Source organism: Elusimicrobiota bacterium (genome assembly GCA_040757695.1).
In the GTDB taxonomy this organism is placed as follows: Bacteria; Elusimicrobiota; UBA8919; order UBA8919; family UBA8919; genus JBFLWK01.
In genome coordinates, this window is the sequence record JBFLWK010000025.1 from 1 (window position 1) to 19978 (window position 19978).

At 35.0% G+C, this 19978-nt stretch carries 19 protein-coding genes; all 19 read left to right on the forward strand.

The window, feature by feature from the left end; translation table 11 throughout:
- Positions 1–110: 110 nt before the first annotated feature.
- The 19 genes from pyrR (at position 111) to carA (ending at position 19976) form a co-directional block, all read left to right on the forward strand.
- Complete coding sequence (gene pyrR / locus AB1349_06150) at positions 111–677, forward strand: bifunctional pyr operon transcriptional regulator/uracil phosphoribosyltransferase PyrR (protein MEW6556919.1); 567 nt, start codon at positions 111–113, stop codon at positions 675–677.
- Positions 674–1621 carry an aspartate carbamoyltransferase catalytic subunit gene (locus AB1349_06155; GenBank protein ID MEW6556920.1) on the forward strand — a complete coding sequence of 316 codons (948 nt, stop codon included), beginning with the start codon at positions 674–676 and terminating at the stop codon, positions 1619–1621. The genes pyrR and AB1349_06155 overlap by 4 nt, the downstream gene beginning before the upstream one ends.
- Positions 1602–2906: a dihydroorotase gene (locus AB1349_06160; GenBank protein MEW6556921.1), complete on the forward strand. Its 1305-nt coding sequence runs from the start codon at positions 1602–1604 to the stop codon at positions 2904–2906. Before AB1349_06155 ends, AB1349_06160 begins: the two co-directional genes overlap by 20 nt.
- Positions 2884–3714 (forward strand): dihydroorotate dehydrogenase electron transfer subunit, encoded by an 831-nt coding sequence (locus tag AB1349_06165; protein MEW6556922.1) that lies wholly within the window; start codon positions 2884–2886, stop codon positions 3712–3714. The genes AB1349_06160 and AB1349_06165 overlap by 23 nt, the downstream gene beginning before the upstream one ends.
- A gap of 35 nt (positions 3715–3749) precedes the next feature.
- Complete coding sequence (locus AB1349_06170) at positions 3750–4616, forward strand: dihydroorotate dehydrogenase (protein ID MEW6556923.1); 867 nt, start codon at positions 3750–3752, stop codon at positions 4614–4616.
- Positions 4617–4660: 44 nt separating this feature from the next.
- Positions 4661–5323: an orotidine-5'-phosphate decarboxylase gene (pyrF, locus tag AB1349_06175; protein MEW6556924.1), complete on the forward strand. Its 663-nt coding sequence runs from the start codon at positions 4661–4663 to the stop codon at positions 5321–5323.
- Positions 5320–5892, forward strand: coding sequence for an orotate phosphoribosyltransferase (gene pyrE, locus AB1349_06180; protein ID MEW6556925.1), 573 nt, complete (start codon positions 5320–5322; stop codon positions 5890–5892). The genes pyrF and pyrE overlap by 4 nt, the downstream gene beginning before the upstream one ends.
- A 26-nt stretch (positions 5893–5918) precedes the next feature.
- A complete protein-coding gene (purM, locus tag AB1349_06185; protein ID MEW6556926.1) occupies positions 5919–6884 on the forward strand; it encodes a phosphoribosylformylglycinamidine cyclo-ligase in 966 nt (321 codons plus the stop codon).
- Complete coding sequence (gene purN, locus AB1349_06190) at positions 6877–7467, forward strand: phosphoribosylglycinamide formyltransferase (GenBank protein ID MEW6556927.1); 591 nt, start codon at positions 6877–6879, stop codon at positions 7465–7467. The genes purM and purN overlap by 8 nt, the downstream gene beginning before the upstream one ends.
- A gap of 31 nt (positions 7468–7498) precedes the next feature.
- A complete protein-coding gene (purB, locus tag AB1349_06195) occupies positions 7499–8761 on the forward strand; it encodes an adenylosuccinate lyase (protein ID MEW6556928.1) in 1263 nt (420 codons plus the stop codon).
- A complete protein-coding gene (locus AB1349_06200; GenBank protein MEW6556929.1) occupies positions 8758–9714 on the forward strand; it encodes an inorganic phosphate transporter in 957 nt (318 codons plus the stop codon). Before purB ends, AB1349_06200 begins: the two co-directional genes overlap by 4 nt.
- Positions 9715–9863: 149 nt before the next feature.
- Positions 9864–11783, forward strand: a complete 1920-nt coding sequence (locus AB1349_06205) for a tetratricopeptide repeat protein (protein MEW6556930.1) — start codon at positions 9864–9866, stop codon at positions 11781–11783.
- A gap of 456 nt (positions 11784–12239) precedes the next feature.
- Positions 12240–12905 (forward strand): DUF47 family protein, encoded by a 666-nt coding sequence (locus AB1349_06210; GenBank protein MEW6556931.1) that lies wholly within the window; start codon positions 12240–12242, stop codon positions 12903–12905.
- A 3-nt stretch (positions 12906–12908) separates the two neighbouring features.
- Positions 12909–14168: an adenylosuccinate synthase gene (locus tag AB1349_06215; GenBank protein ID MEW6556932.1), complete on the forward strand. Its 1260-nt coding sequence runs from the start codon at positions 12909–12911 to the stop codon at positions 14166–14168.
- A 38-nt stretch (positions 14169–14206) separates the two neighbouring features.
- Positions 14207–14839, forward strand: coding sequence for a response regulator transcription factor (locus AB1349_06220; GenBank protein MEW6556933.1), 633 nt, complete (start codon positions 14207–14209; stop codon positions 14837–14839).
- A gap of 2 nt (positions 14840–14841) precedes the next feature.
- Entirely contained in the window at positions 14842–16695 is a 1854-nt protein-coding gene (locus AB1349_06225) for a DUF2723 domain-containing protein (protein ID MEW6556934.1), read from the forward strand.
- 107 nt (positions 16696–16802) lie between these two features.
- Positions 16803–17303 (forward strand): hypothetical protein, encoded by a 501-nt coding sequence (locus tag AB1349_06230; GenBank protein MEW6556935.1) that lies wholly within the window; start codon positions 16803–16805, stop codon positions 17301–17303.
- A 228-nt stretch (positions 17304–17531) separates the two neighbouring features.
- On the forward strand, positions 17532–18803 hold the full coding sequence (locus AB1349_06235) for an alpha-amylase family glycosyl hydrolase (GenBank protein MEW6556936.1): 1272 nt from the start codon (positions 17532–17534) through the stop codon (positions 18801–18803).
- Between the two features lie 3 nt (positions 18804–18806).
- Entirely contained in the window at positions 18807–19976 is a 1170-nt protein-coding gene (carA, locus tag AB1349_06240; GenBank protein MEW6556937.1) for a glutamine-hydrolyzing carbamoyl-phosphate synthase small subunit, read from the forward strand.
- The last annotated feature ends 2 nt before the right edge of the window (positions 19977–19978 follow it).

Below are 19978 nucleotides of genomic sequence, written 5' to 3' on the forward strand. Positions count from 1 at the left end.
TGCTTTATGAGGAAGTGTTATTGAAGAGCCGTGTGTGGGCAATCTGCAAGCACGGTTCTGCGAGGGGCACGACAGCCCGATAGGGCTGTCACCACAAGGAGGTTATAAAGATGTCTACTCAACAACTAATTCAGAAAAAAGTGATAATGACTGAAAAAGAAATTGCAAGAACATTGCTGCGACTTGCTCACGAAATTATTGAAAAATCTTATGATGTTGAAAAAATAGCACTCATCGGGATTCAAACCCGTGGGATTTATATTGCCCAACGGCTTAAAAATTTAATAAAGAAAATTACAGGTCTAACAGTGCCGTTGGGTATTTTAGATATTACACTCTACAGAGATGATGTTAATTCAATTTCACACCAGCCTATTGTGAAAGAGACAAAAATATCGTTTGATGTAACAGGAAAACATATCATGCTGGTTGATGATGTGCTTTTTACAGGCAGAACAATACGGGCTGCAATAGATGAAATAATTGATTTCGGTAGACCTAAAACAATCAAACTTGCTGTTCTTATTGATAGAGATGGCCGTGAGTTCCCAATTCAACCGGATTTTGTTGGGAAAAAATTTCCGACTTCTAAAAAAGAATTAATATGCGTTAACTTGAAAGAAATTGATAGAGAAGATAAAGTTGTATTAAAAGAGCAAGGAGGAAAAGCGGGATGAAATTAAATCACAAAGACCTATTGGGGCTTGAATATCTTTCTAAAAAAGAAATAGAACTAATACTGAAAACTGCTAAACCGTTCAAACAACTATTTACAAGGACAGTTAAAAAAGTACCGACATTACGCGGAAAAACAGTCGTGCTGCTTTTTTACGAGCCATCTACAAGAACAAGAACATCGTTTGAACTCGCAGCAAAACGGCTTTCGGCTGATACGGTAAATATCGCAATATCAACTTCGTCAGTAGTAAAAGGCGAATCACTCATAGATACAGCAAAAACAATTGAAGCAATGAAAGCCGATTTCGTTGTTATCAGACACAGTATGTCAGGCGCTGCCCATATTATTGCGAAGACAATCTCAGCATCTATTATTAATGCCGGCGATGGAATGCATGAACATCCGACACAAGGGCTTCTGGATATTTTCACAATTTTAGAAAAAAAAGATAGAATCAAAGGTCTGAATATCGCAATCGTCGGCGATATTTTGCATTCAAGAGTTGCACGGTCAAATATATGGGGCTTGAATAAATTAGGCGCCAATGTGTTTGTTGTAGCACCTGCTACTTTAATACCTGCAGAAATCTATAAAATGAATGTTGAAGTTCATTATGATATTTCAAAAATTATTCATAAACTGGATGTTATAAATATATTAAGAATACAAAAAGAAAGGCAGGAACAACATCTTTTCCCAACACTTGAAGAATATAGCGAAATTTTCGGGGTTAATTCTGAAAAACTTCTTAATGCAAAAAAAGATATCTTAATAATGCATCCGGGTCCTATGAACAGAGGAATAGAAATTTCAACCGAAGTTGCCGATAGTAAAAAGTCAGTAATTACCGAGCAGGTAACAAATGGAATTGCTGTAAGAATGGCGGTGCTTTATCTTTTAGCTGATACTGACGGAGGCGAATGTGAATCTTTTAATTCTTAACGGACTTGTCGTAGACCCTGCAAATAGAATTTGTAAAAAAGCTGATATTCTTGTAGAAAATGGAAAAATTGTAAAAATCGGTAAAATACAAAATGCTAAATGCCAAATGCCAAATGCCAAAGTTATTGATGCTAAAAATAAAATTGTAACACCCGGGCTGATTGATATTCATACACATTTACGAGAACCCGGGCATAGCGACGAAGAAACAATCGCTTCAGGAACAAGGGCAGCTGCTTCAGGCGGGTTCACGACGATATTTGCGATGCCAAATACACATCCACCAATAGATTCTGTTACCGGAGTTAAATTCGTGTTGATGACTGCAATGCACGAAGGTATTGTAAATGTTCTGCCAGTTGGTGCTATCACGAAAGGTCAGAAAGGCGAAGAACTCGCAGAAATAGGCAAGATGAAAAATGCAGGAATTGTTGCAATTTCAGACGATGGCAAACCGGTGATGAATGCAAATATAATGCGAAAAGCACTTGAATATAGTAAAATGTTTGACCTACCTGTTATTTCACATTGCGAGGATACGAATCTTACAAAAGATGGTGAAATGAACGAAGGATATATATCAACAGTTTTAGGCTTGAAAGGGATTCCAAGACAGGCAGAAGAAATTATTGTCGCACGAGATATTGCACTTTGTGAACTTACCGATGGGCGTTTACATATTGCGCATATCTCAACTGCCAAATCTGTAGAACTTGTAAGAGATGCCAAAAAACGAGGAGTAAAAATTACCGCAGAAGTTACGCCACACCATCTTTCATTAACTGATAAAGAAATAAAAAATAGAAATTATGATACTAACTTAAAAGTTAACCCGCCATTGAGAACTGAAGATGATGTAAAAGCATTGCTTCATGGACTCGCGGATGATACTATTGATTGTATCGCTTCAGACCATGCACCGCATCTGGCTGAAGAAAAACAACAAGAGTTTAAGATTGCACCTTCTGGGATAATCGGGCTTGAGACAACATTGCCTTTAGTGATTACAAAACTTGTCCATAAAAAAGTTTTAACATTATCTCAAGCAATTGAAAAACTAACATTCAATCCTGCAAAGATATTTAATCTAAATTGTGGATCTCTATCTATAGGTTCTGCTGCGGATATAACAATAATTGATTTGAATAAAACAAAAACTATTGACAAATTTGAATCTAAAAGTAAAAACTCACCATTCATCGGAATGAAATTAATAGGTTTTGCTATAACGACAATCGTTGGTGGCAAAATTGTAAAGGAAAATGGAAAAATTATATCAGATTGACTCACAAATAGTCGCCAAAAAACAACTTGCTGAAAAGCATTTTTTAATTACTTTTTATAGTCCTGAAATTGCTCATTCAGCAAAACCCGGTCAGTTTGTAATGATAAAAATAGACAATGAAAAAACATTTTTACGAAGGCCGTTCAGTATTTGTGGCGTTAATAAAAAAACTTTTGATATTGTTTTTAAAGTTGTAGGCTGTGGCACAGAAGTTCTGAGTAGATGTCAGGTTGGTGATTCGTTAAGTATTATTGGTCCTCTTGGCAATTGTTTCCCATCTCACATCTTACATCTCACATCTCCCATCTCACTTGTCGCCGGTGGAACCGGTATCGCCTCACTTCTATTTCTCGCTAAACACTTATCCACTTATTCACTTATCCACATATCCACTGCCGTTTTTATCGGTGCAAAAACAAAAAAAGAAATTTTGTTCAAAAAAGAATTCAAGAAGCTTGGTTGTAAACTTTTTATCTCTACCGACGATGGCACTTTAGGTAAAAAAGGATTGATTTCTGATGTCTTTGCTAATCACTTAACCACCTATCCACCTAACCACCTATCCACAGCCGTTTACGCTTGCGGCTCAAAACCAATGCTGAAACAAATTGCTGAAATATCAAAAAAATATAAATTAAAATGTTATATCTCGTTAGAAGAAAAAATGGCGTGTGGGATAGGCGCCTGTATGGGCTGTGTGATAAAAACAATTAAAAATGAAAAATTAAAAATGAAAAATAACTATGAATACAAACGGGTTTGTAAAGACGGTCCCATTTTTGATGCTGAACAAATAATTTGGGAATGATACTTGCTCATTTAGCTAAATGAGCAAATGAAAAAATGAGTGTGCTAATCGGGAAACTGAAACTAAAAAATCCAGTGATGGTTGCATCAGGTACTTTCGGCTACGGGCTTGAATTCAAGGATTTGGTAGATTTAGATAAAATTGGTGCAATTGTTACAAAAACGATTACATTAAAACCACGATTGGGAAATCCTCAACCACGAATTTTTGAACTACATTACGGAATGATAAACTCTATCGGACTTCAAAATGTTGGATTAGAAATTTTCTTAAAAGATAAACTGGCAGAATTAAAAAAAATTACAAAAACACATATCATCGTAAGTGTCGGCGGAAATACAGAAAAAGAATTGTTAGAAATAATAGAAACATTAAATTCTGAAAAAATTGCTGCGGTTGAACTGAATCTTTCCTGCCCGAATATAATCGGTAAAAAAATTATTTCACAAAGTGCTAAACAAACATATAAACTCGTAAGCACTATAAGAAAAAGAACAAACTTGACTTTGATTACCAAACTTTCACCAAATGTTACCGATATTACAAAAATTGCAAAATCTTGTGAGGATGCCGGCTGTGACGCTGTTTCTTTAATCAACTCTTTCCCTGTTCTGTTTTTCTCTCCATCTCTGGTGTTTGGTGGTCTCTCAGGGCCCTGCATAAAACATATTGCTTTACGAATGGTTTATCTGGCTTGTCAGACGGTAAGAATCCCAGTAATCGGTATGGGCGGGATAATGGATGTAAATGATGCGCTGGAATTTTTTAGAGCAGGTGCAAAAGCGGTTGCTGTTGGTTGTGCGAATTTTGCGAACCCCCAAACAACAATAGAAATAATTGAAGAGATATCGCGAATAAATGCTATGAATGTTAACACGAATAAATACGAACGAAATTTGTAACAATTCGTGATGTTTGCCTTTGTTCGTGATAATTTAGGTTTAATATGGAACTGATTGTTGCATTAGATGTTGATAGTATATCACCGGCAGAAAAAATTGTTAAACTTCTGAAACATAAAGTAAAAATATTCAAAGTGGGTTCAAAACTTTTTACAGCGGTTGGTCCTGCTATTCTGGAGATATTAAATTCAAACGGTTGTAAAGTATTTCTGGATTTGAAATATCACGATATACCAACTGTTGTTTCTGATGCTGTTATGGTTGCAGGTGAAAAAAAAGTTTTTGCGGTATCACTACATATTTCAGGCGGGAAAGAGATGCTTGAAAAATGTATATCGCTAAAAAACAGGCCACTTTTATGGGGGATAACAGTTCTTACAAGTTTAGACGACAACGATTTAAAAGAGATTGGAATATCACAAAAAATAGAAGCACAAGTTGAATTATTAACTAAAATAGCAAAAGATGTAGGACTTGATGGCATTGTGTGTTCGCCGAGAGAAATAGATATTGTGAAAAAAATTAGTAGGCTTCAAATAATTGTTCCAGGAATTCGTCTTGCTGAAGAAACTGATGACCAAAAAAGAACACTTACCCCGAAAGAAGCAAAAGAAAAAGGTGCTGATTATATTGTTGTTGGAAGGCCGATAATTAAAGCAGAAAATCCACTTTTAGTAACAGAAAAAACGCTTGAAGAAATAAAATGAATACACTAAAATTAGTCAAAGAAAAAAAAGCACTTTTAATAGGACATTTTCTGCTTTCGTCGGGACTACATTCAGACAAATATATTCAATGTGCAAAAGTTTTGCAATATCCCAATATTGCTGAGCAACTTGCAAAAGCCTTAATAAAAAAAATCTTATCAACTTATCAACTTATCAACTTATCAACTGTCTCTTGTGTTATTAGTCCTGCGATAGGCGGGATTGTTATCGGACAGGAGGTTGCAAGACAACTAAACTGTCGGGCTATATTCTGTGAACGCGAAAATGGAGTAATGAAACTTCGGCGTGGATTTGAAATAAAAAAGGGTGAAAACTGTCTTGTTGTTGAAGATGTAATTACAACTGGTGGTTCTACAAACGAAGTAATGGAAGTGGTAAAAAAAGCAGGTGGTAAGATAGCAGGAATGGCTACAATTATTGATAGGTCGCAATTAAAAAATTTCGCTATCTCATTATTAAAACTGAAAATAAAAACATATAAACCTGAAACTTGTCCGTTATGTAAAAAAGGAATACCGCTTGTAAAACCAGGCAGTAAATCTGTGTAATCTGTGATATGAAAAATCTGTGTAATCTGTGTTACAAAAAATCTGGTGTTGATATAAATAAAGCAAATAAACTTGTGAGTTGGATAAAAAAACTATCTCCAAAAATTGGTGGATTTTCAGGACTTTACAAACTCAATGAACTCAATAAACTCAACAAACCCGACATATATCTTGCGGCTTCTTGTGATGGTGTTGGTACAAAACTGAAAATTGCACAATTATTGAATAAGCATGATACTGTTGGGATTGACCTTGTTGCAATGAATGTAAATGATGTTTTATGTTGTGGTGCAACACCATTATTTTTTCTTGACTATTATGCTTGTGGAAAACTGAATCTAAAAATTGCTAAAGATGTAATTATTGGGATAAAAAATGGTTGTGAACAAGCAAGATGTGTATTGCTCGGCGGTGAGACAGCAGAAATGCCGGGATTTTACAAAGGTAATGAATATGATTTAGCAGGTTTTGCGGTTGGTATTATTGATAAGGAAAAGATTATTGATGGCACAAGAATAAAAAATGGTGATTTGATAATTGGCATTCCATCAAGCGGTCTTCATTCAAATGGTTTTTCACTTATCAGAAAGGTTTTTGCAGAAAAAGAAATTAAAAAATTTGGTAATGAATTTCTTAAACCAACAAAAATCTATGTAAAAGAAATTCAATCTGCAATCTGCAATCTGCAATCTGCAATTACTGGTATCTGTCACATCACTGGCGGTGGTTTTTATGATAATATCGTTAGAATACTCCCAGAAAATTGTAGAGCTGTTATTCGTAAAAATCGTTGGAATGTACCGGAAATATTTAAGGTTATTCAAAAAAAAGGAAATATCTCTGATAGAGAAATGTACAGAACTTTTAATATGGGAATTGGAATGGTAATGATAATTCACGAGTTCACGAGTTCACGAGTTCTTGAGTTGTTGAAGGATTCAATTATTATTGGTGAGATTGTTAAAGGGAAAAAAGGAGTAGAAGTTGTCTAACAAAATAAAAATCGGTGTTTTGGTATCAGGCAGTGGGACAAATCTTCAAGCGATTATTGATGCCTGTATGTCACACAAAATTGATGCAAAAGTTGTGGTGGTTATAAGTAACAAAAAAGAAGCATTTGCATTACAGCGAGCGAAAAAGTATAATATAAGAGCAGTTTTTGTTGACGCAAAAAAATATGATTTTGATAGAAAAGCGATTGAGATTCTTGAAAAATTTGAAGTTGATTTAGTTTGTCTTGCTGGATTTTTATTAAAACTTGGTAAAAATTTTATCAGAAAATATAGAGGTAAAATCCTAAATATCCATCCTGCACTTTTACCAAAATTCGGCGGAAAAGGAATGTATGGCATAAAAGTTCATCAAACGGTGCTTGAAGCAAACGAGAGGATATCCGGCTGCACGGTTCATCTTGTTGATGAAAAATACGACCATGGAAAAATAATTTTGCAAAAAAAAGTGAAGGTTTTTAAGAACGATACACCTGTAAAATTACAAAAACGGGTGTTAAAACAAGAGCATAAACTTTATCCTGAAGCAATAAAATTAGTTATAAAAAGACACTTGCTCATTTAGCTAAATGAGCAACTGACAGAACGAGGTGTTTATGATTGAGAGATATTGTTATCCAGAAATGTTAAAAATATGGACTGATGAGAGTAGGTTCCAGAAAATGTTGGATGTAGAAATCGCTGTTTGTGAGGCACTTTGTAAAAAAGGCGAAATTCCAAGAACCGCATATGAAAGAATAAAAAAACATGCCACATTTAAGCTCAAAATAATCAAAGAAATAGAAAAAATTGTCAAGCATGATGTGATTGCGTTTTTGACATACGTTGCTGGGAGCGTTGGAAAGGACTCAATCTATATTCACAGAGGACTTACCTCTTCTGATGTTTTGGATACAGCACTTGCACTCCAGTTAAAAGAGGCATCCGATATTCTGATTGCTGATTTAGAAACATTTTCCCAGACGATAAAAAATCAAGCGCGAAAATATAAAAATACGCTAATGATTGGCAGAACACACGGTATTCATGCAGAACCAATCACTTTCGGATTCAAACTTGCGGGCTGGTATAGTGAAATGTTGAGAAATATTCAGCGACTTAAAATTGCACAACAGAATATCTCGTTTGGCAAAATTTCAGGTGCGGTTGGAACATATGCTCATATTGAACCAGAAATTGAAGAATATGTTTGTAAAAAACTGGGGCTTGTGCCCGAACCTGTATCTACACAAATCATTCCCAGAGACAGACACTCACAGTTTCTGCTTACACTTGATATAATCGCTTCATCAATAGAACGGTTTGCAACTGAAATAAGAACACTTCAGCGAACAGAAATAGCCGAAGTTGAAGAACCATTTACTGTCGGTCAGAAAGGCTCATCTGCAATGCCACACAAAAGAAACCCTGTAATTTGCGAACAACTCTGCGGACTTGCAAGAGTAATTAGAGCAAATGCTTTATCATCATTAGAAAATATCGCACTGTGGAACGAACGGGATATTTCGCATTCTTCTGTAGAAAGAATAATACTTCCCGATTCTACAATTCTGCTTGACTATGTTCTTAAAAAAATGGATTATGTTATTAAAAATATGAGTGTCAATACTCAAAAAATGGTTGATAACCTCGCACTCACAAAAAATGCAATTTTTTCACAACGGCTGCTTTTAGAAATTATAAAAAAAGGTTATTCTCGTGAAAAAATTTATCCGATTATCCAAAAACTGGCTCAAGAAAGCTTCAGAAACAAAAACAAACTTAAAAAATTTCTTACAGAAAAAGAAATAGCAAATTGTTTTAATACTGATTATTACATAAGGAATATCAAAAAAATTTTTGACCGACTAAAAATATGATATTATTTTGTATCGGGCTTGCAGTTGTTTACGCAGTTGCGATTGGTGCGAACGATGCTGCTAATTCGTTCGGAGATTGGGTTGGTGTTATCGGTGCACGCACACGCCAGGTTGTTAGAGGGATGTTTTTGTGCGGTTTATGTGCATTATTAGGCGCTATATTAGAAGGTCATAAGGTTTCCAAAACAATCGGTAGTGGAATTGTTCCCGCTGCATATTTAACTATTGAAGTAGTACTACTCGGCTTGATAGGTGCGATATTTTGGGTTTTCTTAGCAACTTATTTTGGACTACCTATAAGTACTACTCATTCAGTTGTTGGTGGGATTGCCGGGCTTGGTCTTGCAATTGCATCACCTATTAACTGGCAGATATTAAAAAAAATTGTTATCTGCTGGATTGCCACACCAACTGGTGCAGGACTGATTGCTTATACGGTATTTTTGAGTTTGGTTTTTATACTTAAAAAATTCCAGTTTGAAAAACAATTCTCTAAAATCTGTAAATGGTTGATTGTTGTTACAAGTTGTTATACTGCATATACCTGGGGTGCAAACGATGTAGCAAATGCTACCGCATTGCTCTCGGCTTCTAAAGTGGTTTCAGTGAAAACTGCAGTTTTTCTCGGCGGATGCGGAATACTGACAGGTGCAGTGTTGTTTGGTTCAAAAGTAGCAATAACTGTCGGCTGTAGTATCACGCGACTTACACCTGCGATGGGTGTATGTTCTGATATAGCAACTGCATTAACTGTGCATTTTTTTACCCAACTGAAAATACCGGTTTCAACAACCCATGCATTAGTTGGTGCGATTATAGGTCTCGGGCTGGTTCGCAAAAGTCAGGTTGTTAATTTCAGAATTGCAAGAGATATAGTTATTGCGTGGGTTATTACGCCGTTAGTTTCTGGTATAATTTCTTTTTTTGTGTATAAAATGTATTTGCTGTTTTAAGACGAAAATCAAACAAAAAATGTAAGCATTTGCTTACATTTGAATTTTAGTCGTCGGTAATTTTTGATTTTTCAATTACTGTTGAAAAAGTCAACAAAAACTACTTTGATCCACCTTAGGCGGAAAAGGGTTTTACAATTTTTTGCAATATGGAAAAGATAAAATGGTATGAGAAAACTTGGGTTATCGTTTTATGTCTTTTATTTTTTGCTCCATTAGGTCTATATTTAATCATGCGTAGCAAAAGACATAAAACACATATAAAAGTAATCTTTGTAGTTGTATTTCTTTTCCTTTTACCGCTTCTGGTTAGTTTTAGCATTATAGGAATCCCGCTTTATTATTTTAATTATTCAAGGATTTCGTCAACTCCGCCTCTTCCATTTCCACAAAAGATTGAAGAAGGTAAATTTCGTCAAGGTAAAATATACCTGGTTCCTATCGGGAAAGTGGATAAAGAATTTATTAAAAAACTCATTCCATACGTAGAGGAGAGATTTAGATATGAGACTGAAATTGCTGCACCTTTAGAAAACAAGCATACTTACTGGACATATACCCGTACTTTACTTGATGAATTAGATAAATATTCCGCTCCTACTGATGCAGTAAGAATTATAGGTATAACTAATTTAGAGATTAAGGACTGGGATACATTAAAAATATATTGGCGGGAGTCCGAAGGAAGATTAGATCCAACCTTAAATCGTGAATTGTATTTCGTGAGTGGAATGTATCCTTATTTTCCTAAAGCCATTTATTATGCTTTTTATTACTCTTTGATTGGGCCAAAGGTGAAAGGATCTAATGTGTTTTGGTTATCCAATGTGCACGCTCCCGGTAAAATTGGATTTATTTCTCTTTATCGTCTAAAAGAACCAATTTTTTTCTGGAAAAATAAAGAAGTTCTTTTAAGGAGATCTGTTACTGAAATATCTTTTATTCTAGGTCAGAGTTTTGGATTTACTGATTGCCCTCATAAGTATTGTGTGATGAAAGAACATTGGGATCGGGTAAGTTTATTAGATGAGAAAAAATCTTACCTTTGCTTAAATTGTAAACTAAGGTTTGAGACAATGCTTGCTTTTCATGATTATTTAATTACAGGTGATTTAAAGAGCCAGGAAAGATTTGCTAATGAGGCAATCCAGAGAGATCCTGAGGATGGAACAGGACATGCAGTCTTAGGCTTGGTTTATAAAGAAAAGGGTGAATATAAAAAAGCAGAGCATGAGCTTTGGAAGGCATTGGAGACTTCCTCCGAAAACGAAATCGCTTTCTATCTTCTTGGAGAAGTTTATTATGCCCGTGCACAAGAAAGTCTTAAAGCTGTAAAATCAATCCAAAATTATATTGATAAGGAGCCAGAAGAAATATTAACCTTTGCCAAGAGAAGTTTAATCTCTGAACCAGATAATCCCTTTTACAGAGTTTTGATTAGCTTTGCCTATTTTAAGTTAGAAGATTATGAGGAGGCAGAAGAAGAGATAAATAAAATAAAGGGAAAGGAAGCGGAAGCATTAAAGTTGGCTATAAATGAGATGAGGTGGGCAAAAGAAAAATACCAAAAAGCATATCAAATAAATCGTTTCTTACCTTCCATATTTTACAATTGTGCTATTGATTTTGGAGAAAATAAAAAGTATGCCGAGGCAATAAAGCTTTATAAGCAGGCTATTAGAATTCATAAAGATGCTCGGTTCTATACTAATTTAGGATTGGACTACTGGAATATAAAGGATTATCAAAAGGCAATTGTATCTTTTAGAGAAGCGCTTAAGATTGATCCTAATCATGCCACAGCTTACCTTGGTTTAGGAAAAGCTTATGGTTCATTGGGAGATTTTGAAAAAGCAGAACTTTATCTTAGGGAAACCTTAAGGCTTGATCCATCCTATGCCTTTGCTTATTTTTACTTAGGATTGATTTACGAAAAAGAAGGAAATATTGAAAATGCTGTTGAAAACTATAAGAGATGTGTTTCCTTAAAGGGTAAAGAAAAAGAGGATTTTCAAGGGAAGATGGTTAATATAGAAGAAAGAATGAAAACATTGACAGAAGAAAAATAGAAGAAATACTGTGAACAAGTAATCGCTGCTTCCAAGACCGAAACAGTAAATAGAACTTTGTTAATTTCCAAAAATAGTGGAGTTTATCCCGATGAATATCGGGTACGAGCCTAAATTTCGCTTCCGACGATAATTTGGTAGAAAAACATCTCATTAGAAGTCATTGCGAGGCCCCACATCACAGTGCGGGGTAAACTCCGCCGAAGCAATCTCGTTGGTGAAATAGCAAAGTGATGAGATTGCCACGCCACTTCGGGGCTCGCAATGACAGATTAACCATTTTTGAGGTCCCCGATAGAGACATTCGGGGACAGGTCCCCGATTTAATCGGGGATAAGAGGGCTCAAAAAGTGCCATTTTTTAACAAAGTACTGTTAGGATTTAAAATTTAGGATTTAGAATTTGCCTTAATTTGGTGTTTGGAATTTGGAATTTGCCGTTAATTGGAGGTTTTTTATGCGAAACATTTTTGAATGGATTGGGATGAAAAAAGAAAAAGAGGTTTTGGAACACTCTCAGGAACATTTTGGTAAAGTTATTCAGACGGTAAAAGAACTTGAAAAAGCAGTCAAGTCGTTTGTAAATAAAGATTTTACAAATATGCGAAATTTTATTCATAATGTTGCACAGTATGAACATGATGCAGATATCATACGAAGGAAACTCATTGCTGATATGTCAACAGGTGTGATTCTTCCGGAAGACAGAACCGATTTAATGAATTTTGTTATACGGGTAGATACGATTGCTGACTGGGCACATACTGCCGGTAGATTTCTTGCATTATGGGATGGTACTGTTGACGAAAGTTTCGGGAAGGAACTGAAAATATTTATTGAAACATCTGTGAATGCAGTAGTAAAACTTAAAGATGTTGTTGATACTATTGGAAATGAAAGCGAGCAAAAAATTCTGGAACTTTGCACCGCTGTTGAAAATACGGAAGAAATAGCAGACGACCAGCACAGAGATTTATTAAAAATTATACTGAAATCAAATCTGTCAATATCGCAGGTTGTGGTGGCGCATGATTTAATTGAGGCGATTGAAAACATTTCTGATGCCTGTGAGATAGTTGCGGACTCTTTAAGAATTCTTGCAGTAGAAATTTCAAGGCGGTAATTTATGTCAACGCTTGTTGTGGTTGGGCTTCAATGGGGTGACGAAGGTAAAGGCAAGGTTGTGCATTTTTTATCTAAAGATGCCGACTATATTGTCCGTTATCAAGGTGGAAATAATGCAGGTCATACCGTTGTGTTTGATAATAACGAGTTTGTACTACATCTTGTTCCGTCGGGAATACTTGAAAAAGGCAAAAAGTGTATTATCGGGAATGGTGTTGTTATTGACCCTGAAGCATTAGTTTCTGAAATAAATTTTTTGGAAAAAAGGGGAATAAAAGTTAGAGAACGGCTTTTTATTTCTGATAAGGCACATATTATCCTGCCATATCACAAGATTTTAGATGCGGTCAGAGAAAAAATTCAAAAAATAGGGACAACAAAAAAAGGAATCGGACCCTGCTATGCAGATAAATTGGCGAGAACAGGTATCCGTCTGGGTGAATATATTGATAGAAACATTTTTGAGCAATTGCTTAAAAATAATTTAGACGAAAAAGCAAAAATGGTTGGGAATATTGATGAAATTAAAAAGTCCATTTTTAGGAATTATTCTGTTATCGTTGATAAAATCAGAAATTATGTAACTGATACACCAGCGTTGATAAATGGCTTAATCACGAAAAAGAAAAAGATAATTTTTGAGAGTGCGCAGGGAACACTTTTGGATGTTGATTTCGGAACATATCCATTCGTCACATCTTCAAATCCTATTGCAGGTGGGGTTTGTGTCGGGTGCGGAATAGGACCTACAAAAATTGACAAAGTTTTAGGTATCGCTAAAGCATATACTACACGGGTAGGCGAAGGACCAATGCCTACGGAATTACAAAATGAAACTGGCGAGTTTATTCAACAAAAAGGTAAAGAGTTCGGTGCTACAACCGGCAGACCTCGGCGGTGTGGCTGGTTTGACGCGGTTGCTGTAAAATATGCAGTTATGTTAAATGGTTGTAAAGAAATTGTGCTGACAAAACTGGATGTGCTGGATGATTTGAAAAAAATTAAAATCTGTGTTGACTATAAATATAACGGTAAAATAATAAAAAAATTCCCATCATCAAGAAAAATTATGCAATCTATAAATCCTGTCTATATAGAGCTATCAGGTTGGCAGGAATCAATCAAAGGGATAACAAGATTTGCAAATTTGCCTGTCAATGCCCGTCAATATGTAAAAAAAATAGAGCAACTTATCGGTGCAAAAATTTCGTTGATTTCAAATGGTAGAAGCAGAGAAGAAATAGTAAAAATGAAAAATTGATGTCTATCATAATCCTGTGCTGATATAGCAAAACAACCATGAAACCAATAAAAATACTTATTGTTGAAGACGATAATATTTTCAGGGAACTTTTGAGAGAAAGATTAAAAGAAGAAAAAGATTTTAAGATTGTTGGCGAAACAAACAATGGATATTATGTTGTCAAACTTGCTGAAGAATATAAACCTGATGTTGTATTGATGGACATATCAATGCCTGGTATGGACGGTATTGAAGCAACAAAAAGGATACTTAAAAAACTCAATACAAAGATCATTATACTTTCTGTTTATGAGGATGAATTACATATACTTGATGCTGTAAAAGCAGGTGCTGTAGGTTATGTGCCAAAATCAAAATTAGTTGAAGACCTGATAAAAACTATACATGTAGTATGCCAAAAAGGTATGTCAGTTTCAGAGATAGTTATATCAAAACTTGTTTATGCAGTAAAAACAACAACGGGTGCAAAAAAGTTTACAGAACGCGAGATACAAATCCTGAAACTTGTTTCGGATGGATTTTCTAATAGGGAGATAGCAGATAATATTTTCATATCAGAAAAGACAGTAAAAAACCAACTCAACATAATCTTTTCAAAACTTCTGGTTAAAAACCGTGCTGAAGCCGTAAAAGAAGCTATCCATCAGAAAATTATCAGTGCAGGTTAGATATGATGAATAATAAGTTATTCTGGTTGATGATAATTTTCTTAACATCTTTTACAATCTATTGGTTGACATTATGTCCGACAGTATATTGGGGTGATTCTGCTGACTTTGCATCAGCATGCTGGACAAGAGGTATTCCGCATTCTACAGGGTACCCATTATACACACTGTGTGGAACAAACGCAATGTTTCTTGGTGAACAATTATTTTCAGGAAAAGAACCTGTATACTGGTTAAATCTAACATCTGTATTTTTTGGTGCTGGAAGCGTTTCTCTTTTATGTATAATAATAATTGTTATAACAAATGATTTTTTTGCTGGAATTATTAGTTCGTTTGTATTTGCGTTCTTAAATCCATTCTGGGAAGTTTCTACTATTGCAGAGGTTTATACTTTTAATGTTTTTTTGCTGCTTTTGTTTTTTCTTATTATATTGCTCTGGTTACAGAAACCAGATGCATATAAGTTGTTATATCTTGGGATGTTTATTCTTGGACTTAGTCTGGCTAATCATCTTTCTTTGGTATCAATAATACCAGCAGTTGTGTATATTCTCTACCATCAAAGAAAAATCTTATCATCCAATGTAATAATTACTATGTGTTGTATGTTCCTGCTAGGGTTGACACCTTATCTTTATATTTTTTTGCGTGCTCAACTTTCACCGGTGATTAATTCAGGTGAGTCAAAAACGATATCACTGTTTTTCAGATTTATTTTTCAGCGAGATTTTTCGTACTTAATTTTTCAGAGAACACCAATACAGATACTAAAAATTACTGGAGTTCAATTCTACTCATTATTAAAAGAATTCACTTTTGTATGTATTCCATTTGTGATTATAGGAATTATTAAATGTAAGAAAGATTTTTTTTCTTTTTCTATTTTTGCTTTTTTGGGTTTAATGGTTTTGCTTTCTCTTTATGGTAAACCCGGACATAGAACTCCTGAAGCAGATAGTATCTTTCTGCCGGGATTTGCTTTATTTATTACAATGACTGGTATAGGAATACATTTTATCAGTGATATGATAAAATCGCATTTTAAAAGATTCGGATTATTTTTTATTTTTAGTATTAGTTTAATACCAGTCTGGCTTATGTATAAGAATTTTGATAGAAATAATAAACGAAACTATTTTTTTGCATATGATTATGCAATAAATTTACTAAATATGTTACCTGAGAATGGAATCTTTTTAGCGTTTGATAATTCATATGTATTTTCTATGTGGTATCTACAGAATGTTAAAAATTTGAGAACTGATGTAAAACCTATTTTTTATATTTATTTGTTTCAAGAATGGTATCAACAACAACTTAAAAGACTACAGCCGGCAATTATCATTCCTTCTCTAAAAAGAAATCAGAAAAATTGGTCAGATGGTATATTAAAATTTATAGAATACAATCTAAATAATTTTTGGGTTTATACTGATTTTCATCCGGAATATGAAAAAATTCTTAAAAAAAAATTTTTTGTTTTCCCTGTAGGATTAGGATTCGCTTTAACTAATACCGCGCATGTATCAGTTGCAATACCAACTCCAATATATCGCATACCAGAAAAATTTCATAAAGACGAAACTGTTAAGACCGTATTTAACAATTATGCATTGACTCATGATTATTTAGGAAAGAAATATCTAAAATCAGGACAGTTTGACCTTGCAATAAATGAATTCAATAAAATTGTAAAACTGATAGGGGTGAATACCCACTTATTATGTAATCTTGGTATTGCTTATTATAATAAAAGAGATAAAAATCGTGCGATACAGTATTGGAAAGAGTCACTAAAACTTGAGCCATCCAACCCAGTTCCCTTAAAAATGCTGCAGCGAATTTCAAAGTAAAGACTCCCTGCCCAAAAGTCCCGAGAATTTTTCAAAATGCAGTGGTATATGTTCATTGGAGCCCTGTTGATTCAAATGGGAATTGGATCAATATTCAAGATACTTTGATGACTGTAACCAGTGCTGGAAATACTTATTTTAGTGCAACAGCTTCTTTGCCTGCACAACCTGCTTGGACTCGTATAGAATATGTTCTGCACTGTTTTTATAATGGAGAAACTTGGTTAAAAGCGAATAGTATAATTATACCTCCATATGGAACAGGCGACCCTCAAGAAGTGATATTTCAATTACGAGGAGACGGTGGTGGCTATAACATGAATTACAGAGCAGTAGAAACACCATATGTGTTAATTGACTATCCACAGGAAAATGAGGTCATCACTTCACCGACTTACACAATCAGAATAGGCGCTAACTCATCCACAAACAGTGTTCGCGTAAAAATTGATACAGGTGATTGGAGTCAGTGTCGTCAGTCAGTAGGATACTGGTGGTTTGATTGGGCAAACTATCCAGCAGGTGCACACGAAATTATTGCTGAAGGTTGGAACCGACTTGGTCAGCGTTCTGAAACCAGTATTCGGCATTGCAGCTACCAGCCGTAAATGAAAAGTTGGCTGCTATTAAATAGCAAGAGCATTCTGATTTCTTTTCAGAGTGCTCTTTTTTTAGGTTCCCTTGAAAATTCTTACATTTTCTTGTATAATAATTCAAACGTATAGGAATTTCCTTTTTTGGACGCAGATGAACACAGATTTTAAAAATATAAATTTTAAATCTGTTTTTTCTGCGAAAATCTGCGTCCTATTAACTTGACGTAGAGATACATTTTTATGACTGATTGGATAAAAGAAGCAATCATTTATGAGATATTTCCAAGAGTGTTTTCTGACGAAGGCAATTTTCAAGGCATTATCAATCGCCTACCTGAATTACAGGAACTCGGTGTCAATACCCTGTGGCTGATGCCGATACAAAAAATTGGTAAAATTAATCGGAAAGGCACACTCGGGTCACCTTACGCAGTTGCTGACCATTATTCTATCAATTCTGATTTAGGTGATGAAAAAACTTTTCGTCAATTAGTAGAATCCGCACATAAAAATAATTTCAGAATCATTATTGACTGGGTAGCGATGTATACCGCGTGGGACCATCCGTGGCTCAAACATCATCCGGATTGGTATCGCCAGAATGAGCACGGCAAAATAATATCTGTTCCGAATACTGACTGGTATGATATCGCACATTTGAATTATGGCAGTTTTGAACTTCACGATGCGATGATTGACGCAATGGCTTACTGGCTAAAAAAATTTGATATTGATGGATTTCGGTGCGATACTGCTGGGAATATGTATGGCTTGAAACCGACAATTTTCTGGCAGAAAGCAATCTCAGAATTAAGAAAAATTAAGTCGGAAATACTTATGCTTGCAGAATGGGAAGCCCCGGAGTTTCATATAAATGCATTTGACCTGACATATTCATGGAAGTTGTATCATCTGTTGGAAGAAGTAAGAAGTAATAAATCTAATGTTGCAGATATACATCAGGTTCTAATCCAGCAGAAAAAGGAGTTTCCTGATGGTGCTTTACGACTGCGAATTATTGAAAATCACGACGAGAAACGAGCAACAGCAACCTTTGGTAAAGAGGCGGTTCGTGTATATGCTACCTTAATTTTTACACTTGACGGTGTTCCACTTTTATACAACGGACAGGAAATTGGCTCAACAGAACGACCTTCACATTTTGAGCCATTCAAAATTAACTGGCAAGCAGGTGATAAAAAGTTACGCAATTTTTACAAAAAACTTATCAAAATAAGAAAAGAAAATCCTGTTTTGTATTTAGGAACTACTAATAAAATTCAGACGACCTGTGATGAGTATATTTATGCATTCAGTAAAGAATACAAAGACCAAACTGTAATAGTTGTGATAAATTTTTCACCTAATACATCAACGGTAAACTTAAAATTTCCGTCTAACGGAATCTGGCAAGATTGTATCGGTAACAAAACAAAAGGATTAAGTAGTCAGCATTTAAATGCCGACTACCAACTTGCCCCATATACCTCACATATATTTGTAAAAAAGTAAAAAATGAAAAATGCAGTTCTACTTTTAGAAGACGGCGAAATATTTTTTGGTGAATCGTTCGGTTATGATGGTGAAACAACAGGCGAGGTTGTGTTTAATACATCTATGACCGGCTATCAGGAGATTTTAACCGACCCGTCATATAAAGGACAGATTGTTACAATGACATATTCGCATATTGGAAATTATGGAATCAATTTGGAAGATTTTGAGTCGGTAAAACCGCATCTTTCTGGCTTTATTGTTAAAGAATACTCAAAAACATATTCTAACTGGCGTGCAAAAAAATCACTCGCTGAATTCTTAAAAGAAAATAAAATTGTAGCAATTGAAAGTATAGACACACGAGCACTTGTAAAAAAAATAAGAGAAAAAGGCTCTATGAAAAGTATTGTTTCAACAATTGATTTTGACAAAAAATCGTTATTGAAAAAATTGAAATTAGCACCTGATATTATTGGCAGAGATCTTGTAAAAGAAGTCACCTGTAAGACAATCTACAAGTTCACCAAATCGCCTAATCGCCAAATCCCCCACCAATGTATTGGTGTGGGCCCGATCGCCCAATCGCCTGATGTTATTGTGATAGATTTCGGTGTTAAGTTAAACATTTTAAGGTTGCTTGTAGAAGTAGGTCTAAACCCGATAGTTGTACCAGCAAAAACATCTTTTGAAAAGATTCTGTCTCTGAAACCAAAAGGGATTCTTCTTTCAAACGGTCCTGGTGACCCTGAAGGTGTCCCTTACGCTATCAAAACAACACAGCAACTCCTTAACTCGTTACTCGTTACTCGTTACTCTGTCCCAATTTTCGGTATCTGTCTCGGGCATCAAATTCTCGCACTTGCCTCCGGTGCCAAAACATACAAACTAAAATTCGGTCATCACGGTTCTAACCAGCCCATAAAGAATCTGAAAACAGGTCGTGTAGAAATTACTGCTGAAAACCATAATTTTGCAGTTAAGACAAGGCAAATAGGAGATATGAGATGGGGGATTGAAGGTAATTCTGATTTTGAAGTAACACATATAAATCTTAACGATGGCACACTTGAAGGTATGGAACATAAAAAACTGCCAATATTTTCCGTCCAATTTCATCCTGAAGCATCACCAGGCCCACACGACACAAAATATCTTTTTGAAAAATTTGCAAAAATGGTTAACGAATAAAT

Coding starts and splice junctions, on each gene's coding strand:
- pyrR (MEW6556919.1), top strand. CDS start 111: ATGTCTACTCAACAACTAATTCAGAAAAAAGTGATAATGACTGAAAAA.
- AB1349_06225 (MEW6556934.1), top strand. CDS start 14,842: ATGATGAATAATAAGTTATTCTGGTTGATGATAATTTTCTTAACATCT.
- AB1349_06200 (MEW6556929.1), top strand. CDS start 8,758: ATGATATTATTTTGTATCGGGCTTGCAGTTGTTTACGCAGTTGCGATT.
- AB1349_06165 (MEW6556922.1), top strand. CDS start 2,884: ATGGAAAAATTATATCAGATTGACTCACAAATAGTCGCCAAAAAACAA.
- AB1349_06170 (MEW6556923.1), top strand. CDS start 3,750: ATGAGTGTGCTAATCGGGAAACTGAAACTAAAAAATCCAGTGATGGTT.
- AB1349_06220 (MEW6556933.1), top strand. CDS start 14,207: ATGAAACCAATAAAAATACTTATTGTTGAAGACGATAATATTTTCAGG.
- purB (MEW6556928.1), top strand. CDS start 7,499: ATGATTGAGAGATATTGTTATCCAGAAATGTTAAAAATATGGACTGAT.
- AB1349_06205 (MEW6556930.1), top strand. CDS start 9,864: ATGGAAAAGATAAAATGGTATGAGAAAACTTGGGTTATCGTTTTATGT.
- pyrF (MEW6556924.1), top strand. CDS start 4,661: ATGGAACTGATTGTTGCATTAGATGTTGATAGTATATCACCGGCAGAA.
- pyrE (MEW6556925.1), top strand. CDS start 5,320: ATGAATACACTAAAATTAGTCAAAGAAAAAAAAGCACTTTTAATAGGA.
- AB1349_06215 (MEW6556932.1), top strand. CDS start 12,909: ATGTCAACGCTTGTTGTGGTTGGGCTTCAATGGGGTGACGAAGGTAAA.
- carA (MEW6556937.1), top strand. CDS start 18,807: ATGAAAAATGCAGTTCTACTTTTAGAAGACGGCGAAATATTTTTTGGT.
- AB1349_06230 (MEW6556935.1), top strand. CDS start 16,803: ATGACTGTAACCAGTGCTGGAAATACTTATTTTAGTGCAACAGCTTCT.
- AB1349_06210 (MEW6556931.1), top strand. CDS start 12,240: ATGCGAAACATTTTTGAATGGATTGGGATGAAAAAAGAAAAAGAGGTT.
- AB1349_06155 (MEW6556920.1), top strand. CDS start 674: ATGAAATTAAATCACAAAGACCTATTGGGGCTTGAATATCTTTCTAAA.
- AB1349_06235 (MEW6556936.1), top strand. CDS start 17,532: ATGACTGATTGGATAAAAGAAGCAATCATTTATGAGATATTTCCAAGA.